Genomic DNA, 15,822 nt, shown 5'->3' with positions numbered 1-15,822 from the left:
TTTTCAGGTATTAGATAGCTTTTTTAATTATTTTTTGGAATTAGCAGCGCCTGATAGCGTAAATTTTCTACTAATAACATGATGAAAAGTGGGAAAATTTATGGCTTTCAAAATAAGTCGTGTGGCTACTGTATTACTCGCCCTGGGAACCGTCACCAACGCATCCGCCGCTGAGCAGGCGCTCTCGCTGCAGGGGAAAACCATCGGTATCGCCGTGGTGGGCACCCAGCACTTCTGGGACCGTGAGGCCTATAAAGGCGCCACGGAAGAGGTGGAAAAGCTGGGCGGCAAGGTGGTGGGTGTTGACGGTGGCCGCGATAATCAGGTGCATGCGGATAACCACGACATCCTGCGCGCGCGCAAGGTGGATGCGGTGATCAGCATCCTCGGCGACAGTTCTGTTGAGCCAAAGTTTAAAGCGCTGCGTGACGCCAGTATTCCGGTCTTTACCGTCGATCACGTCTCGCCGTACTCGGTGAATAATACCACCTCGGATAACTACAGCCTTGGCAGCACCATTGGCCGCTATACGGCAGATGCGCTGGGCGGCAAAGGCACCGTGGCGGTATTCAACGCCTTCTCCAACTCGCTGCGCATCTGCGGCATTCGCTACGATCAGTGGAAATACGTCCTGCAGGACTACCCGGGGATTAAGATCCTGCAGCCGGAGCTGGCCGAACAGTTCGCCAACTCCCCGGAGGATGCGCGCAAGAAAACCCTCGAACTGCTGAGCCAGCATCCGAAAGGCACGCTGGATGCGATCCACGTCGCCTGCTGGGATCAGCCGGCCATCGGTATCGTGCAGGCGCTGGAAGAGACCGGCCGCGACAAAGACGTCAAAGTCACCGCGATTGATGCCGGTCCGGATACGCTGGAAATCATGGCCGAGAAAGACAGTCCGTTCGTGGCTAACGTTGCCCAGCAGCCGCGCCTGATCGGCACCACCTCCGCCGATAACGTCGCCCGCTACTTCGGCGGTGCCAAGCTGCTGCCGCAGACCTTTGTGCCGGTGCTGCCGGTGCAGGGACCGGAAGAGGCGAAGGCGGTGTACAAACAGCTGGGCTACGGCGATCTGAAGGAGTAATCGCAGCGTGACTCAGTCTCTGCACAGGGCCGCCCCGGGCGGCCTGTTTATGCAGCACATCCGCAAAACCTTTGCCGGTGTGACTGCCCTCGACGGGGTTGAACTGAGCGTTCGCCCCGGTGAAATTCATGGCCTGATCGGTGAGAACGGCGCGGGAAAATCCACGCTGATTAAAATTCTTGCGGGCGTGTATGCGCCCGACAGCGGCGAAATCAGCGTCGGGGGACGGAGGCTGGTCAGCGTTACCCCGGCGGCGGTGCAGCGCGAAGGCATCCGCTTTATCCATCAGGAGCTGTATCTGATCCCGCATTTCACCGTGGCGGAGTCGGTATTTATCGGCCAGGAACGCTGCCATCGCCTGGGGCGGCTCGATCGCCGGGCGATGCGCGCGGACAGCGAAAAATTCTTTCGCGAGGTGCTGAATATCCGGCTGGACGGCAACCGCCTGATCCGCGACCTGTCGCAGGCCGAACTCAAGCTGGTGCAGATTGCCCGCGCGCTGATCGACGGCGAAGCCCGCCTGGTGGTCTTCGACGAACCGACCGCGCCGCTGGAGGCCCGGGAAGCGGCGCTGCTGTTTGAGGCCATCAGGGCACTGAAAGCGCGCGGTATCGCGATTATCTACGTTTCCCACTACCTGAACGAAATCACCCGAATTTGTGACCGCGTGACGGTGCTGCGCAACGGGAAACAGGTTGCCACGCTGGACGAGGTCAATACGGATGACATCGACCGCCTGATTGAATTGATGGTGGGCCGCGAGCTGACCACGCTGTTTGCCCCACCGGCGGAAAAACCGCCGTCGACATCGCCGTGGCTGACCCTGGACAACCTCGGCGGCGACGCGTTTCGGAACATCCATTTCCAGCTGGGGCCGGGTGAGATTGTTGGCATCGCCGGGCTGTCCGGCTCCGGGCGCGAGCAGTTGATCGATGCGCTGTACGGCCTCTATCCGCTGCGGCAGGGCACGCTGAGAATTGCCGGTAAGGCGGTGCGGCTGCGCTCCCCGGTGCAGGCGATTGCCGAGGGCATCGCGCTGGTGCCGCGCGACCGCCGCCATCACGGGCTGATCCAGCCGCTGTCGGTGGCCGACAACATTAACATTGCCTCGCCGGGCAGCCTGTCGCGTTTCGGCTGGGAGCTGAAGGAAAAAGCGCGGCAGAATGCGCTGGCGCTGGCGGAAAAGCTGGATATTCGGCCGCGCAACGTGCGCCAGGCGGTGCGCTACCTCAGCGGCGGCAACCAGCAGAAGGTGATTCTGGCCCGCTGGCTGAACAGCCACAGCCAGCTGTTTATCCTTGATGAGCCGACGCTCGGCGTTGACGTCGGGGCGCGTGCCGAAATCTACCACCTTACCCGCCAGCTGGCCGACAAAGGGCGCTGCGTGCTGGTGTCCTCCAGCGATGCCAGCGAGCTGATCGGCCTCTGCGATCGCCTGCTGGTGATGCGCCGTGGCGAAATCGTGGCCGAAGTGCCGACCCATAATCTGACCCAGGACGGGCTGCTGGCGCTGACCAGCGGCGGCAGTGAACAGGAAACCCCGCAATGAGCGATCTCTCTCAGCCAGGCCTGCGGCGCAGGCTGGCCTTCCCCGTCGATAAAATTCCGCTGCTGCTGTTTGCTGCGCTGCTGCTGTTCTTCTGCTTCCAGGCGCCGTGGTTTCTCAGCTGGCAGAACGTCACGGTCATCCTGAAACAGACCGCGCCGCTGGCCATTCTCTGCTTCGGCCTGGCCTGCGTGATCATCGGCGGCGGTGATGATGTTGTGTCCGGCGGTATCGATCTGTCGCTGCCGGCCATTTCGGTGCTGGCCGTCGCCATCATCAGTATCGGCGTACAGATCGAGGCGAATATCTTCCTGCTGGCGCTGCTTGCGGTCGCCGCCGCGCTGCTGGCCGGGCTGGTGAATGCGCTGATGGTGGTGCGGATTGGCCTGCCGCCGCTGCTGGCGACGCTGGCCAGTTCGGTGGCGATCGTCGGCCTGACCAACTACCTGACGCGCCAGCGCCGCATCAGCATTGACGCGCCGTGGCTGGTGGCCTTCCGCGACGGAACCCTGCTGGGGATCCCGTGGGCGGTGTGGTTTATGCTGGCGGTGTTTGTCGTCTACCAGTTTGTGGTGCATCACAGCCGCTGGGGTCAGCATCTGCAGGCCAGCGGCGGCAGCCGGGAAGCCGCCGAACTGGCCGGGCTGCCGGTGAATGCGCTGGTGCTGCGTTCCTATCTGCTGGCCGCCGCCGCCGCCGCGCTGGCCGCCTTAACGCTGCTGGCACGCGGTTCCGGCAGTTCGCCCGGTGCCGAAGAGCCGCTGCTGCTGGAAATGGTGCTGGCGACCTTTATCGGCACCGCGTTTTCCCGCCGCCGGGTGGTCACCGTGTGGGGCGCGCTGCTGGGGGCGCTGCTGGTCAACGCGCTGTCCAACGGGCTGGCGCTGATGCGGGTGGATATTTTCTGGGTGGGAACGGTGAAAGGCGTGCTGATCCTGCTGGTCCTGGCCGCCGCGGCCATGCAGCGTAGGGGGCAGTCATGAGTAAATCAACATCCATCCGGGCCGCGGATGCGCGCGGCGCGTCCCTGAGCGTCAGCCTGCTCTCGCTGCTGGCCCGCTACGGATTCCAGCTGATCCTGCTGCTGTTTATCCTGTTTTTCGCCCTCAACAGCCCGGTGTTTTTAACGGCGGATAACCTTGCCAACGTCCTGCAGGGGAATGCCATTCTGCTGATTGTGGCACTGGCGATGACGCTGGTGGTCATTGCGGGCGGTATCGATCTGTCGGTGGGCGTGGCGCTGGATTTTGGTGCCGCCTTTGCGCTGGTGGCGCTGAAAACCTGGCACTGGTCGTGGCAGGGCGCGGTGCTGGCCGCGCTGGCCGGGGGGGCGCTGGTCGGTCTGGTGAACGCCATTCTGATCCTCGGCTTCCGGGTGAAGCCGTTTCTGGCGACGCTGGGTACCTGGTTTATCGGCAGCAGCCTTGAGCGGGTGCTGACCGACGGCGGCGGCCCGATTGCCTATCGCCGCATGGCCGCCGAATACCATCAGATCGCGGTAGGGTCGCTGTGGGGCATCGCCATTCCGGTGGTGATTGCCGTGGCGCTGATGCTTGTCTGCTATCTGCTGCTGGAGCACACGCTGTTCGGCAAGCGCATCCACGCCGTGGGCCTCAACCCGGTCGCCTCGCTGAATGCCGGGGTCAACGTGAAGCGCAATCTGCTGTGGGTGCTGATCGCCAGTTCGGTGCTGTGCGCCATCGGCGGGATTATCCTTTCCGCGAACCTGCGGCAGTTCAGCCCGCTGGCCGGGCAGTCCTATCTGCTGGACGCCATTGCGGCGGTGTTTATCGGCACCGCTTTCCACCCACAGGGCAGGCCGAACGTGCCGGGCACGGTGGCGGGCGTCCTGTTCCTTGGACTGGCTGCCAACGGCCTGAACCTGATGGGGCTGGATTTTATTCTGAAAGACGCGCTGAACGGGCTGGTGCTGCTGGTGGCGCTGGTGCTCTCCTTCTGGCAGGGCAGGCTGCGCCAGTCGCTGCAGTGGCAGAAAAAGGAGGCGGCATGAGCCAGTTTGACGCGGTGTTTGTCGGATTAACCACGCTGGATATCGCCGGGCGACCCATAAGCGGCATCCCGCCCGGCGGGGGCGTAGCGTTCATTGACCAGATCCGCCTCAGCCCGGCGGGCACCGCCTGCGGTGCGGTAATGAACGCCGCGAAGCTGGGCATTCACACCGCCGTGGCCGCCTGCCTCGGCGATGATGAAAAAGGGGACTTTATCGCCGGCGTCTGGCGGCGGCTGGGTATTGACGGTTCGCTGATCCAGCGCACGCAGGCCAGCGAAACCTCCGCGACGATTCTGGCGATCCGCCCCAACGGCGAGCGCCCGGCGCTGCACTGCCGGGGCGCGTCGGACCATTTGTTTATCGACGAGGCGGATTTCGCCCGGGTGTGCAATACGCGTTTCCTGCACCTCGGCGGCAGCGGCCTGCTGGCGGCGATGGACAACGGCCAGAGTGCGAAGCTGCTGGCCTGGGCGCACCGGCACGGCGTGACGACCAGCTTCGATCTGATTGCGCCGAATGAAAGTACGCTGGATCTGCTCACGCCGATGCTGCCGCATATCGACTACTTTATGCCGTCGATGGAGGAGGCCGCGCAGATCTCCGGGCAGCAGGAGCCTGAGGATATCGCCCGCTTCTTCCTCGATCGCGGCGTCGGCACCTGTATCTTTAAGGACGGCGCGCGGGGATCGTGGGTATTTGGCCGGGACATTCAGCTGCGCATTCCGGCCTGGCAGGTCACGGTGGTGGACACCACCGGCTGTGGCGACAGCTACTGCGGCGGCTTTATTGCCGGGCTGGCAAAGGGGCTGGACGTTGAACAGGCCTGCCGGGTTGGCAGCGCGGTGGCCTCGCTGGTGGCCAGCGGGCTGGGTTCGGATGCGGGCGTGGTGGACTGGGACACCACCCGGGCCTTTATGGCCACCACGCCCACGCTGCTATTGTCAGGCTGACGGCCAGCGATAGTGCAGGGGTTCGCCGCTGAGGAAGCGTTGTAAATCAGCGGCGATCATCGCGGTATGCTTCACCAGCGTTTCCCGGGTCGCCCCGGCAATATGCGGGGTGATCACCACGTTATCAAACTCGGTGATAAACGGATGGTCGCGCCAGATCGGTTCGCTGGCGAACACGTCCAGCGCCGCCCCGGCAATGCGCTTTTCGCGCAGGGCGACAATCAGATCCTCTTCGACGATCACCGCCGCGCGCGAGGTGTTAATCAGGCGCGCTTCCGGCTTCATCAGCCCCAGCAGGCGCTGGTCAATCAGCCCGGTGGTCTGCGGCGTCACCGTCAGATGCAGGCTGACGTAGTCGGACCCGGTAAACAGCTCCTCCAGCGTGGCCTTACGCACGCCCGGTTCGTTAATATCCTCTGCCGCCACGCGCGGATCGGCCACCAGCAGCGACATACCGAACGCCCGCGCCAGGCGCCCGACGCGCTGGCCGATGCTGCCGTAGCCCACCAGGCCCAGCGTTTTATTACGCAGCTCGCCGCCCTTAAACACTTCATACGGGCTGGATTTATCCACGTCCCACACCACGTCCTGCCGCAGCCCATGTTGGGTGGCGTTGTGGCCCTGGGTGGCACGGGTGAACTCGCCGTGCTTCAGCGCCCCGTGCGCCTGCGGGATATGCCGCGCCAGGCTGAGCATCAGCCCCAGCGTCAGCTCGGCGGCGGCATCGGCATTGCGTCCGGGTGTGTAAAGCACCGGGATATTGCGCGCCGCCGCCGCCTTCAGGTCAACGTTAACCGGATTGGCTCGGGTGCAGGCAATCAGCTTCAGCTGCGGGCAGGCGTCGATCACCCGGGCGGTGATGTCGTCGTAGCTGACAATCAGCACATCGGCGTCCTGACCGTGGGCAATCAGGGCCTCTTCGCTCAGTTTACTGTCGCCCGCCGCCCAGCCGGTGACCACCAGTTCGCCGTACTGGCGGAACGCATCAAGGCTGCCGGCATACTCGGCGGTAAAGAGAATTTTCATAAATCGGCTGAATCCTGTGCAAGTTGAGTTAAGGCGTCATCCCGCGCCTGCCAGACCGGCAGCAGCTGTTCGCGCAGCTGGCGGAAAACCGGGAACAGGCGCTGGTACTGAATATGCGAACGTGCATCCGGGTGCCAGGTCTGGCGATCCACCGGCTGGAGTGATTCCGCGCTCACCGGCTGTCCGAGCGCCATGGCCGCCAGGATCGCCGCCCCGCGCGCGCCGGGTTCGCTCTGCGGACTGACGATCACCCGGCGGCCGGTGCAGTCGGCGATAATCTGCAGCCAGAACGGTGACGCCGTGCCGCCCCCGGCGAGATAAAGGTCGCCGCCCGGCGGGTAGTCGCTGAGCACATCGGTAATCGCCCAGGCCAGCCCTTCGAAGACCGCGCGCAGCAGGTGCGCGTTGGTGGTGTCCTGGCTGATGCCAAAGAAACCGGCGCGGGCGACAGGACTGTAGAATGGGGCGCGTTCGCCGTTGAGGTAAGGCTGATAAAACACGCCGCCGCTGCCGGGGGAGAGGGCGCTGATTTCCGCACCCAGCTCGCTGAAGCTGCGTTTGGCCGCCAGATGGCTGATGGCCCAGTCCAGGTTCGGCGTGCCGGACTGCATGGCAAACAGGTTCAGGAACTGGCCCTGCCAGGCGTGGCTGACAAAGCGGGTTTGACGGCTGACCCGCGCCAGATCGTCGCAGACGATGCCGGTACAGCAGGTGGTGCCCAACAGGGTGAAGACGTCGCCGTCGTGCACCGCGCCGATGCCGAGCGCGCAGGCGGAAACGTCCAGCGCCCCGGCCGCGACCGGCGTACCGGCGGGCAGCCCGGTGGCCGACGCGGCTCCTTGACTCAGCTCTCCGGCGAGATCGTGCGGGGCCAGCAGCGGTGGAAAGAGCGGGCGCAGATTTTCAATACCCAGCTCTTTCAAGACCGTAGCGGAAAGCGCGCCCTGGCGCAGATCCAGCAGTGAAGTACCGGCATCGGTCCGTTCGAGGTTGGCGCGGCCGGTCAGGCGGAAACGGATCCAGTCCTTGGCGAAGAAAAACCACTGCGCGTCAGTCAGCCGTTCCGGCCGGTGCCGGTGCAGCCAGCGCAGCTGCAGGCTGCTGTTGCAGGGCAGCAGCCGGCTGCCGCACAGCTCAAACAGCGTCTCCTCCAGCCCGTCCTGGCCGGCGAGTTCGCGAATGGAGGCCGCGGCGCGGGTGTCGCTCCACAGCAGCGCATCACCCAGCGGCTGGCCCTGTTTATCGATCAGCCACGCGCCTTCGCCCTGGCCGGACAGCCCGATACCGCGCAGCTGCCCTTTTGCCAGCAGCGGCGACGCGGAGAGCGCTTTCAGCGTGCTGACCACGTTCTGCCACAGCGCCTCCATCTGCTGCTCCTGATGGCCGGGCGCGGGGGTCAGCGTCCGGTTGCTGACGGAGGCGACTTCCAGCTGGTTAAAGCGGGCATCAAACAGTACCGACTTGGTTTTTGAGGTTCCGACATCAATGCCGATAAAGTAATCCATAGTGCAGCCTTATTACGGTAAGCCATTCAGCCCGTGGATAAAAAACCGTGCCGAACGCGACGCTTCGCAGAAATTTTCTCCATTATTGCCACAGGTTTTCAGAACCCGAAAGACAGAATCAGGCTCCAAATATTCTCTTTGGTTATAAGCCATGCCATTTCAGTCGTTTCCAATAGTTTCCCTGCTGCTTAATATCACCAGGCAATTAGTGCTATCGATAATTCACTTATAAAAATCAGTTTAATTAATCAGCATATTTCGCTGATACGACGGCAGAAAACAGGCAACAGATGATCGTTTTACGCAACGTTTCTAAAATATTTCACGCCCGTTCGGGCCTGGTCACCGCCGTTGACAACGTCAATCTGCAGGTAGAGCAGGGCCAGATTTACGGCATTATTGGCTACAGCGGCGCGGGAAAAAGTACGCTGATCCGCCTGCTCAACGGTCTGGAAAAACCGACCTCCGGCAGCGTGATGGTGGCCGGGCAGGATATCGCCCAGGCCAGCGGTGAAGCGCTGCGCCAGGCGCGATTGAAAATCAGCATGGTGTTTCAGCATTTCAATCTGCTGTGGTCGCGCACCGTCAGCGAAAATATCGCCTTCTCGTTGCAAATCGCCGGTGCGCCAAAGGCGGTCATCCAGCGCCGGGTGCAGGAGCTGATTGAGCTGGTCGGGCTGAACGGCAAGGAGCAGGCCTATCCCTCACAGCTGAGCGGCGGGCAGAAGCAGCGCGTGGGGATCGCCCGCGCGCTGGCTAACAGCCCGGACGTGCTGCTGTGCGACGAAGCCACCTCGGCGCTGGATCCGCAAACCACCGACGCCATTCTCGATCTGCTGCTGGATATTAACCGCCAGCTCAGGCTGACCATCGTGCTGATCACCCATGAGATGCACGTGGTGCGCAAGATCTGCCACCGCGTGGCGGTGATGGAAGCCGGGCGCATCGTGGAAGAGGGCGAGGTGCTGTCGGTGTTCACCCATCCGCAGCAGCCGATCACCCGCCAGTTCGTCAAGCAGACCACCGAATACAGCAGCGCCGATACGCCGTTTAATGCCGGGCTGGTTGATGCGGCGGCGGGCGCGGTACTGAAGCTGACCTTTGTCGGCCAGAGCACGCGCCAGCCGATCGTCGGCGAACTGACGCTGAAATACGCGCTGCCGTTCAATATCCTGCACGGGAAAATGACCCAGACCGCCAACGGCACCTTTGGTGAGCTGTGGCTGCAGGTTCCGGCCAGCGGCACCCAGCTGGAGAACATTCTGGCCGATCTGCACGCCCATGCAATTTCAACCGAGGTGGTAAAAAATGTCTGAGTCCCTGTTTCCGCACCTCAAGCTGGACCAGCTGTGGGCCGCCACCGGCGAAACGCTCTATATGACCGCGCTGTCCGGCCTGGCGACCTTTGTGCTGGGGATCCTGCTTGGCCTGGCGCTGTTCCTGACCGCACGCGGCGGACTGTTCCAGAACCGCGCGGTGTACGGCGCGATTTCCATCCTGGTGAATGTGTTCCGCTCCATTCCGTTCATTATTTTGATTGTGCTGTTGATCCCCTTCACCAAAACGCTGATCGGCACCATTCTCGGTGCTAACGCCGCGCTGCCTGCGCTGATTGTCGGCGCGGCCCCGTTTTACGCCCGGCTGGTGGAGATCGGCCTGCGCGAAGTGGACAAAGGGGTGATTGAGGCCTCCCGCTCGATGGGCGCGAAGCTGAGCACGCTGATTTTTCGCGTGCTGCTGCCGGAGTCCTCACCCGCGCTGGTGTCCGGCATCACCGTGACGCTGATTGCGCTGGTCAGCTACAGCGCGATGGCCGGGGTGATCGGTGCCGGCGGCCTCGGTAATCTGGCGTATCTGGAAGGTTTTCAACGTAACCACGGCGATGTGACGCTGGTGGCGACGGTGATGATTCTGGTGATTGTTTTTATCATCCAGTTTTTAGGTGATGTGCTCACGACACGGCTCGACAAACGTTAACTTTTTAGGAAAATCCAAAATGAAAAAAACACTGACGCTGCTGGCTGCAGCCACCCTGGGAGCCCTGAGCCTGAGCGCATGGGCAGACACGCTGACCGTTGGGGCGTCTAACGTGCCGCACGCGGAAATTCTGGAGCAGGCGAAGCCGATTCTGGCGAAGCAGGGCATCGATCTGGAAATCAAACCGTTCCAGGATTACATCCTGCCAAACACCGCGCTGGCCAGCCGCGATATCGATGCCAACTATTTCCAGCACATTCCGTATCTGAACAGCGTGCTGAAAGATCACGCCGGTGATAAGACCTATGATTTCGTCAGCGCGGGTGCGATTCACATCGAGCCTATCGGCATCTATTCGAAGAAGTTCAAATCGCTGAAAGAGCTGCCGGAGAACGGCAAAGTGATCATGCGTGATGCGGTAGCGGAAGAGGGCCGCATCCTGTCCATCTTCGAGAAAGAGGGGGTGATCAAGCTGAAGCCGGGCGTGAACAAGGTGAATGCGCGCATCAGCGACATCGTGGAAAACCCGAAACACCTGAAGTTCCTGCCGAACGTTGAAGGCGCGCTGCTGCCACAGATGTACAACAATGACGAAGGCGACGCGGTGGTGATCAACGCTAACTACGCGATTGACGCGGGTCTGGATCCGGTAAAAGACCCGATTGCGGTGGAAAGCGGCGAGAACAACCCGTACGCCAACATCATTACCGTGCATCGCGGTGACGAGAACAAGCCGGACATCAAAGCGCTGGTGACCGTGCTGCACTCTCAGGCGATCCAGGACTGGATCCGCACCAAATACAAAGGCGCGGTGATCCCGGTTAATAACTGATTTAACGCAGCGTAAAGGCCCGGAACAGGGGGGAGAATACTCCTTTGTTTGGGGCTTTTTTATGGCAGTAAAATGGATTTTCCTCCCGACCTCTTTATCGCGTTTGCTAATTGGTTTCAATTTCGAGTTGATGTTGTTTGATAAAAATTTGCTACATCCGATTGACTGTATGTAGTGGCTTTGCGCATTTCCCTTGAAATTATGAATTGCAGTTCCTACACTGCAATTCATAAGCTATAGCTTATAAAAGGACATGCAAGGAGCAAGGGAATGTGGACGGTAATAGTGGGGCCGTTATTCGATCGCTGGTTACATGAGCAGGAACTCGGTTTACAGGAAAAAGTGTTAGCCGATCTGATTCGTCTGAGAACTTTTGGACCTTCACTTTCGCGGCCTTATGCCGATACGGTGAAGGGATCGCGCTATAAGAATATGAAAGAACTTCGTATTCAGTATGCTGGATTGCCGATACGGGCGTTCTTTGCGTTTGACCCAGTCAGACAGGCAATTGTGCTTTGCGCCGGCGACAAACGTAACGACAAGCAATTTTATGAAAAGTTGATCCGTATTGCCGATGAGGAATATTCGTTTCATCTTTCTGATTTAGAGGGCAAAAAATGAGAACACTAGATGAAGTCATTGCGGCTCGATCGCCGGAAAGTCAGAAACGGATTACCGAACTGGCTGATGAACTGATACTTGAAACCGGTCTGCAAATGATCCGTGAAGAGCTTCAACTATCGCAAAGACATGTGGCTGAAGCCATGGGCATCAGTCAGCCCGCGATCACACAGCTTGAACAGCGTGGCAATGAGCTGAAGCTGGCTACCCTAAAACGCTATATTGAAGCGATGGGCGGTAAGTTAAGTCTGGATGTAGAGCTTCCATCCGGTAAGCGCGTTGCATTTCATATATAAACTGAAACCAGACCACAGTAATTGTGGTCTGCTTATGCTTTGTACCGTTAAACACGAAAGGCACATTTTTTTTGTGTATATAGTCTACCCTTAATCGCTGGACTCCATAACAATGTCGGAGAGACAGTGATGAGCAACGATAAATGCAAGCCTACCACCACCGATGCCGGTAGCCCGGTCGCCAGCGATGAGCATTCCCTTTCGGTCGGACCGAACGGACCATTGCTGCTGCATGACCACTATCTGATTGAGCAGATGGCCAATTTCAACCGTGAACGCATTCCCGAGCGCCAGCCGCATGCCAAAGGTAGCGGGGCGTTTGGTCATTTTGAGGTGACGGAAGATATCAGTCGCTATACGCGAGCGGCACTGTTCCAGCCCGGCGTTAAAACGGATGTGGTGATGCGTTTTTCCACCGTGGCGGGGGAACGGGGCAGCCCGGATACCTGGCGCGATCCGCGTGGCTTCGCCATCAAGTTCTACACCAGCGAAGGCAACTACGATATGGTGGGGAACAACACCCCGGTATTTTTCATTCGTGACCCGCTGAAATTCCAGCACTTTATCCGTTCGCAAAAGCGCCGCGCCGATAACAATCTGCGCGATCACGATATGCAGTGGGATTTCTGGACGCTGTCCCCGGAGTCGGCGCACCAGGTGGCCTGGCTGATGGGGGACCGTGGGATCCCGAAAAGCTGGCGACATATGGACGGTTTTTCCAGCCATACCTACATGTGGGTCAACGCACAGGGCGAAAAGTTCTGGGTGAAATACCACTTCAAAACCGACCAGGGCGTTGAGTGCCTGCATCAGCAGGAGGCCGATCTGCTGGTCGGGCAGGATGGCGACTACCATACTCGCGATCTGTATGAAGCGATCAAACGCGGGGAGTACCCGAGCTGGACGCTGTTTATGCAGATTATGCCGTTCGCCGAGGCGGATAATTATCGTTTTAACCCCTTCGATCTGACCAAGGTGTGGCCGCACGCGGATTACCCGCTGATTAAGGTCGGTAAACTCACCCTTAACCGGAATCCAACCGATAACCACGCGCAGATTGAACAGGCGGCCTTCGAGCCAAACAATCTGGTCCCGGGCATCGGTATCAGCCCGGATAAAATGCTGATCGGCCGCATGTTTGCCTATGCGGATGCACACCGTGCGCGGCTGGGGGTGAACTACAATCAGATCCCGGTAAACGCGCCGCAGTCGCCGGTTAACAGCTACAGCAAGGACGGAGCGATGCGTATGAACCCGGTTTCTGACCCGGTTTACGCGCCGAATTCCAAAGGCGGTCCGGTTGCCGACGGCAAGCGTTATCCGACGGATTCCACCTGGCACGCCAGCGGTGAGATGGTGCACGCACCGTACAGCCTGCACCGTGATGACGACGACTACGGCCAGGCGAACACGCTGGTTAATCAGGTGATGGATGACGCCGCCCGCCAGCGGCTGGTGGATAACGTCAGCGGCCATCTGCTGAACGGCGTGGAGGAGCCGGTGCTCTCACGTGCTTTTGAATACTGGCGCAATATCGATCGCTGCATTGGCGACCGTATCGCGCAGCAGGTCACCGCCGAGCGTGCAAAACGCGCTTAATCCTCACGGCCTCCTTCGGGGGGCCATTTCCCGTGCGGCCTTCTTCAGCGAATAATAACTAACCTTATAATTTTTAAGCATTCGTCTGTGATTTTGTGCAACGTTACACTGCCCCAAAGTTAACTTTCAGCGGGGCGGTAATGATTAAAGTCAGCGGGTTAAATAAAAAGTTTAAGAATTATCAGGCGCTTAACGACATCAACTTCAGCGTCAGGCGTGGTGAAGTGGTGTCGATTATCGGGCCGTCCGGTTCGGGAAAATCCACGCTGCTGCGCAGCCTGAATCTGCTGGTGAAACCCGACAGCGGCCAGCTTACCATCGGTGCAGAAACGGTTGATACCACCGCGCTGACCCACCGCAATACCACCCGCTTTCGTCGCCAGAGCGCGATGGTCTTCCAGCACTACAACCTGTTTAAGAACAAAACCGCGCTGGAAAATATCTCCGAAGTGCTGATCTACGGCCGCGGCTGTCGCCGGGATGAGGCTCGCGACCGGGCGATGGCGCTGCTGACCAGCGTCGGCCTGGCGCATAAGGCTTCTGCCTATCCCATTACGCTTTCCGGCGGTCAGCAGCAGCGCGTCGGTATTGCCCGCGCGCTGAGCCTGGAGCCGGAAGCGCTGCTGCTGGATGAACCCACCTCATCGCTGGACCCGGAGCTGCGGCGCGACATTCTGAACCTGATCGCCAGCCTGGCGGAACGTTCGCTGACCATGCTGATCGTCACCCATGAAATGCGTTTCGCCCGTGATATTTCGCAGCGAATATTTTTTATGGAGCAGGGGCGCATCGTCGAGCAGGGCGCGCCGGAGGTGATGTTCGATCCCGTTACGGAAAACCGCGCGCACCGTTTCCTCCACGAATTTGCCTGACCCTACGATAAGGACATCCCGCCATGAATTTTGACGTTGGCTATATGCTGGGGATTATCCCGCAGATCCTGACTTACCTGCCGATCACCCTGTTTATTTCGCTGTGCTCTATTGTGCTGGCCACCGTGCTGGGTGCCGGGCTGGCCGTTTTGCTGCGGAGTATTCGCCCGCTGGCGCTGTTTGCCCACCTGTATATCTCCTTTTTTCGCGGCACGCCGGTGCTGGTGCAGCTGCTGATTATCTACTTCGGCCTGCCGCAGCTGTTCCCGGCGTTGAACAGCCTGAGCGCCACGCACGCGGTGATTATCGGCCTGAGCCTGAACAGCGCCGCCTATCTTGCCGAGGTGTTTCGTGCGGCGATTGATTCAGTGGATCGCGGGCAGTGGGAGGCCTCGCTGGCATCCGGCCTCAGCCACGTCCACGCGGCGAGGCGTATCCTGCTGCCGCAGGCGTGCCGCAATGCCATTCCCGCCGCCGGGAATATCTGGATTGGCCTGATCAAGAACTCGTCGCTGGCCTTCACCCTCGGGGTGAGTGAGCTGCTGGCGGGCGGCAAGCTGATTGCCACCGAATCACTGAAATTCTTCGAAGCCTATTTTGCCGTCGGGCTGGTGTACTGGGCGCTGACCATTGTGCTCAGCGCGCTGCAGCGGCAGCTGGAACGCTATATCGGCAAACCTTACGTCCTCTGACTAACCGGGAAAAACAATAATGAAAGGGTACAAATTTGCACTGATTGCCGGCGCGCTGGCACTGCTGAGCGGCTGCGACAATGCCGCCGATAAATCTGCGAAGCAGCCGGTGCTGAGGGTGGGAGCCACGCCGGATGGCTATCCGCACTATTTTAAACAGGGTAATGAAATCAAAGGCTTCAGCGCCGAGATCCTGCAGGCGGTGGCGGAGAAAATTCACTACAAGATCGAGTGGGTGACCTCCGACTGGGTCGGGGTGCTGGGCTCGCTGGAAACGGGCAAGGTGGATACGGTGGGCAATTTCGCCGACACGCCGGAGCGCCGCAAGAAATATGATTACAGCGTACCGTATTACTACTCGGCGGCGGCGCTGGCGGTCAGCGTGAATAACAACAGCATCCACGGGCTGAGCGACATGGCCGGGAAAACCGTGGCGGCCGAGCTGGGGTCGAACTATGCCAAAGTGCTGAAGGAATTTGACCCGGAAAACAAAATCAAGCTGGTGACCTTTGAAGGGTCCGACGTGGTGTTTAACAGCGTGGCGCAGGGCAAGGTGGATGCCTTTGTTTCCGGCCAGGTGATCCTGCTGGGGCAGATCAAGCATAAGAATCTGCCGCTGAAGGTGGTGGGTGAAACCTTTGGCGAAAAGCAGGTGGCCCTGCCGTTCCGCAAGGACGCCCGCGGTGAGGAGCTGAAGGCGAAGGTCGATAAGGCGCTGACCGAACTGCGCGCCGACGGCACGCTGAAGAAGATCTCCGAGAAGTGGTTTGATACCGATCTGACCGTCAGCACCCAGCCGGCTAAGGGGTAA

General features: G+C 60.1%; 16 protein-coding genes. 14 read left to right on the top strand and 2 right to left on the bottom strand.

The features are described 5' to 3' along the window. Positions 1-100 precede the first annotated feature (100 nt). Genes PGH32_RS21765 through PGH32_RS21745 form a run of 5 tightly spaced genes read left to right on the top strand, consistent with a single transcriptional unit; the run spans position 101 to position 5,591 of the window. Entirely contained in the window at positions 101-1,084 is a 984-nt protein-coding gene (locus tag PGH32_RS21765; RefSeq protein WP_337895107.1) for a sugar ABC transporter substrate-binding protein, read from the top strand. A 49-nt stretch (positions 1,085-1,133) separates the two neighbouring features. Further along, a complete protein-coding gene (locus PGH32_RS21760; RefSeq protein WP_337895304.1) occupies positions 1,134-2,633 on the top strand; it encodes a sugar ABC transporter ATP-binding protein in 1,500 nt (499 codons plus the stop codon). Beyond that, complete coding sequence (locus tag PGH32_RS21755) at positions 2,630-3,613, top strand: ABC transporter permease (RefSeq protein WP_337895106.1); 984 nt, start codon at positions 2,630-2,632, stop codon at positions 3,611-3,613. Before PGH32_RS21760 ends, PGH32_RS21755 begins: the two co-directional genes overlap by 4 nt. After that, positions 3,610-4,641 (top strand): ABC transporter permease, encoded by a 1,032-nt coding sequence (locus PGH32_RS21750; protein WP_337895105.1) that lies wholly within the window; start codon positions 3,610-3,612, stop codon positions 4,639-4,641. Before PGH32_RS21755 ends, PGH32_RS21750 begins: the two co-directional genes overlap by 4 nt. Then, positions 4,638-5,591 carry a carbohydrate kinase family protein gene (locus PGH32_RS21745; RefSeq protein WP_337895104.1) on the top strand — a complete coding sequence of 318 codons (954 nt, stop codon included), beginning with the start codon at positions 4,638-4,640 and terminating at the stop codon, positions 5,589-5,591. Before PGH32_RS21750 ends, PGH32_RS21745 begins: the two co-directional genes overlap by 4 nt. Here the strand turns inward: PGH32_RS21745 and PGH32_RS21740 are convergent. Continuing rightward, on the bottom strand, positions 5,583-6,617 hold the full coding sequence (locus PGH32_RS21740; RefSeq protein WP_337895103.1) for a 2-hydroxyacid dehydrogenase: 1,035 nt from the start codon (positions 6,615-6,617) through the stop codon (positions 5,583-5,585). The genes PGH32_RS21745 and PGH32_RS21740 overlap by 9 nt on opposite strands. Next, the gene (locus PGH32_RS21735; protein ID WP_337895102.1) at positions 6,614-8,122 is read right to left on the bottom strand and encodes an FGGY-family carbohydrate kinase; all 1,509 of its coding nucleotides are present in this window, start codon (positions 8,120-8,122) and stop codon (positions 6,614-6,616) included. Before PGH32_RS21735 ends, PGH32_RS21740 begins: the two co-directional genes overlap by 4 nt. A gap of 290 nt (positions 8,123-8,412) precedes the next feature. Here PGH32_RS21735 and PGH32_RS21730 point away from each other — a divergent pair, with 290 nt between their 5' ends. From PGH32_RS21730 to PGH32_RS21690, 9 genes are all read left to right on the top strand, one after another. Continuing rightward, positions 8,413-9,438, top strand: coding sequence for a methionine ABC transporter ATP-binding protein (locus PGH32_RS21730; protein ID WP_337895101.1), 1,026 nt, complete (start codon positions 8,413-8,415; stop codon positions 9,436-9,438). Beyond that, complete coding sequence (locus tag PGH32_RS21725) at positions 9,431-10,099, top strand: methionine ABC transporter permease (RefSeq protein WP_337895100.1); 669 nt, start codon at positions 9,431-9,433, stop codon at positions 10,097-10,099. Before PGH32_RS21730 ends, PGH32_RS21725 begins: the two co-directional genes overlap by 8 nt. Before the next feature lie 19 nt (positions 10,100-10,118). After that, a complete protein-coding gene (locus PGH32_RS21720; RefSeq protein ID WP_123333805.1) occupies positions 10,119-10,931 on the top strand; it encodes a MetQ/NlpA family ABC transporter substrate-binding protein in 813 nt (270 codons plus the stop codon). A 270-nt stretch (positions 10,932-11,201) separates the two neighbouring features. Continuing rightward, positions 11,202-11,552 (top strand): type II toxin-antitoxin system RelE/ParE family toxin, encoded by a 351-nt coding sequence (locus PGH32_RS21715; protein ID WP_337895099.1) that lies wholly within the window; start codon positions 11,202-11,204, stop codon positions 11,550-11,552. Continuing rightward, positions 11,549-11,848 (top strand): helix-turn-helix domain-containing protein, encoded by a 300-nt coding sequence (locus tag PGH32_RS21710; protein ID WP_200545032.1) that lies wholly within the window; start codon positions 11,549-11,551, stop codon positions 11,846-11,848. The genes PGH32_RS21715 and PGH32_RS21710 overlap by 4 nt, the downstream gene beginning before the upstream one ends. A gap of 129 nt (positions 11,849-11,977) precedes the next feature. Beyond that, positions 11,978-13,447 carry a catalase gene (locus tag PGH32_RS21705; protein WP_337895098.1) on the top strand — a complete coding sequence of 490 codons (1,470 nt, stop codon included), beginning with the start codon at positions 11,978-11,980 and terminating at the stop codon, positions 13,445-13,447. A gap of 140 nt (positions 13,448-13,587) precedes the next feature. Next, complete coding sequence (locus PGH32_RS21700; RefSeq protein ID WP_314419455.1) at positions 13,588-14,319, top strand: amino acid ABC transporter ATP-binding protein; 732 nt, start codon at positions 13,588-13,590, stop codon at positions 14,317-14,319. A 23-nt stretch (positions 14,320-14,342) separates the two neighbouring features. Further along, entirely contained in the window at positions 14,343-15,011 is a 669-nt protein-coding gene (locus tag PGH32_RS21695) for an amino acid ABC transporter permease (RefSeq protein ID WP_314419454.1), read from the top strand. Positions 15,012-15,030: 19 nt separating this feature from the next. Further along, entirely contained in the window at positions 15,031-15,822 is a 792-nt protein-coding gene (locus PGH32_RS21690) for an amino acid ABC transporter substrate-binding protein (RefSeq protein WP_314419452.1), read from the top strand.

This window comes from Erwinia sp. SLM-02, assembly GCF_037450285.1.
Lineage (GTDB): Bacteria > Pseudomonadota > Gammaproteobacteria > Enterobacterales > Enterobacteriaceae > Erwinia.
The sequence above is the reverse complement of the archived record's forward strand: the minus strand, read 5'-3'. Positions and strand labels throughout refer to the sequence as shown.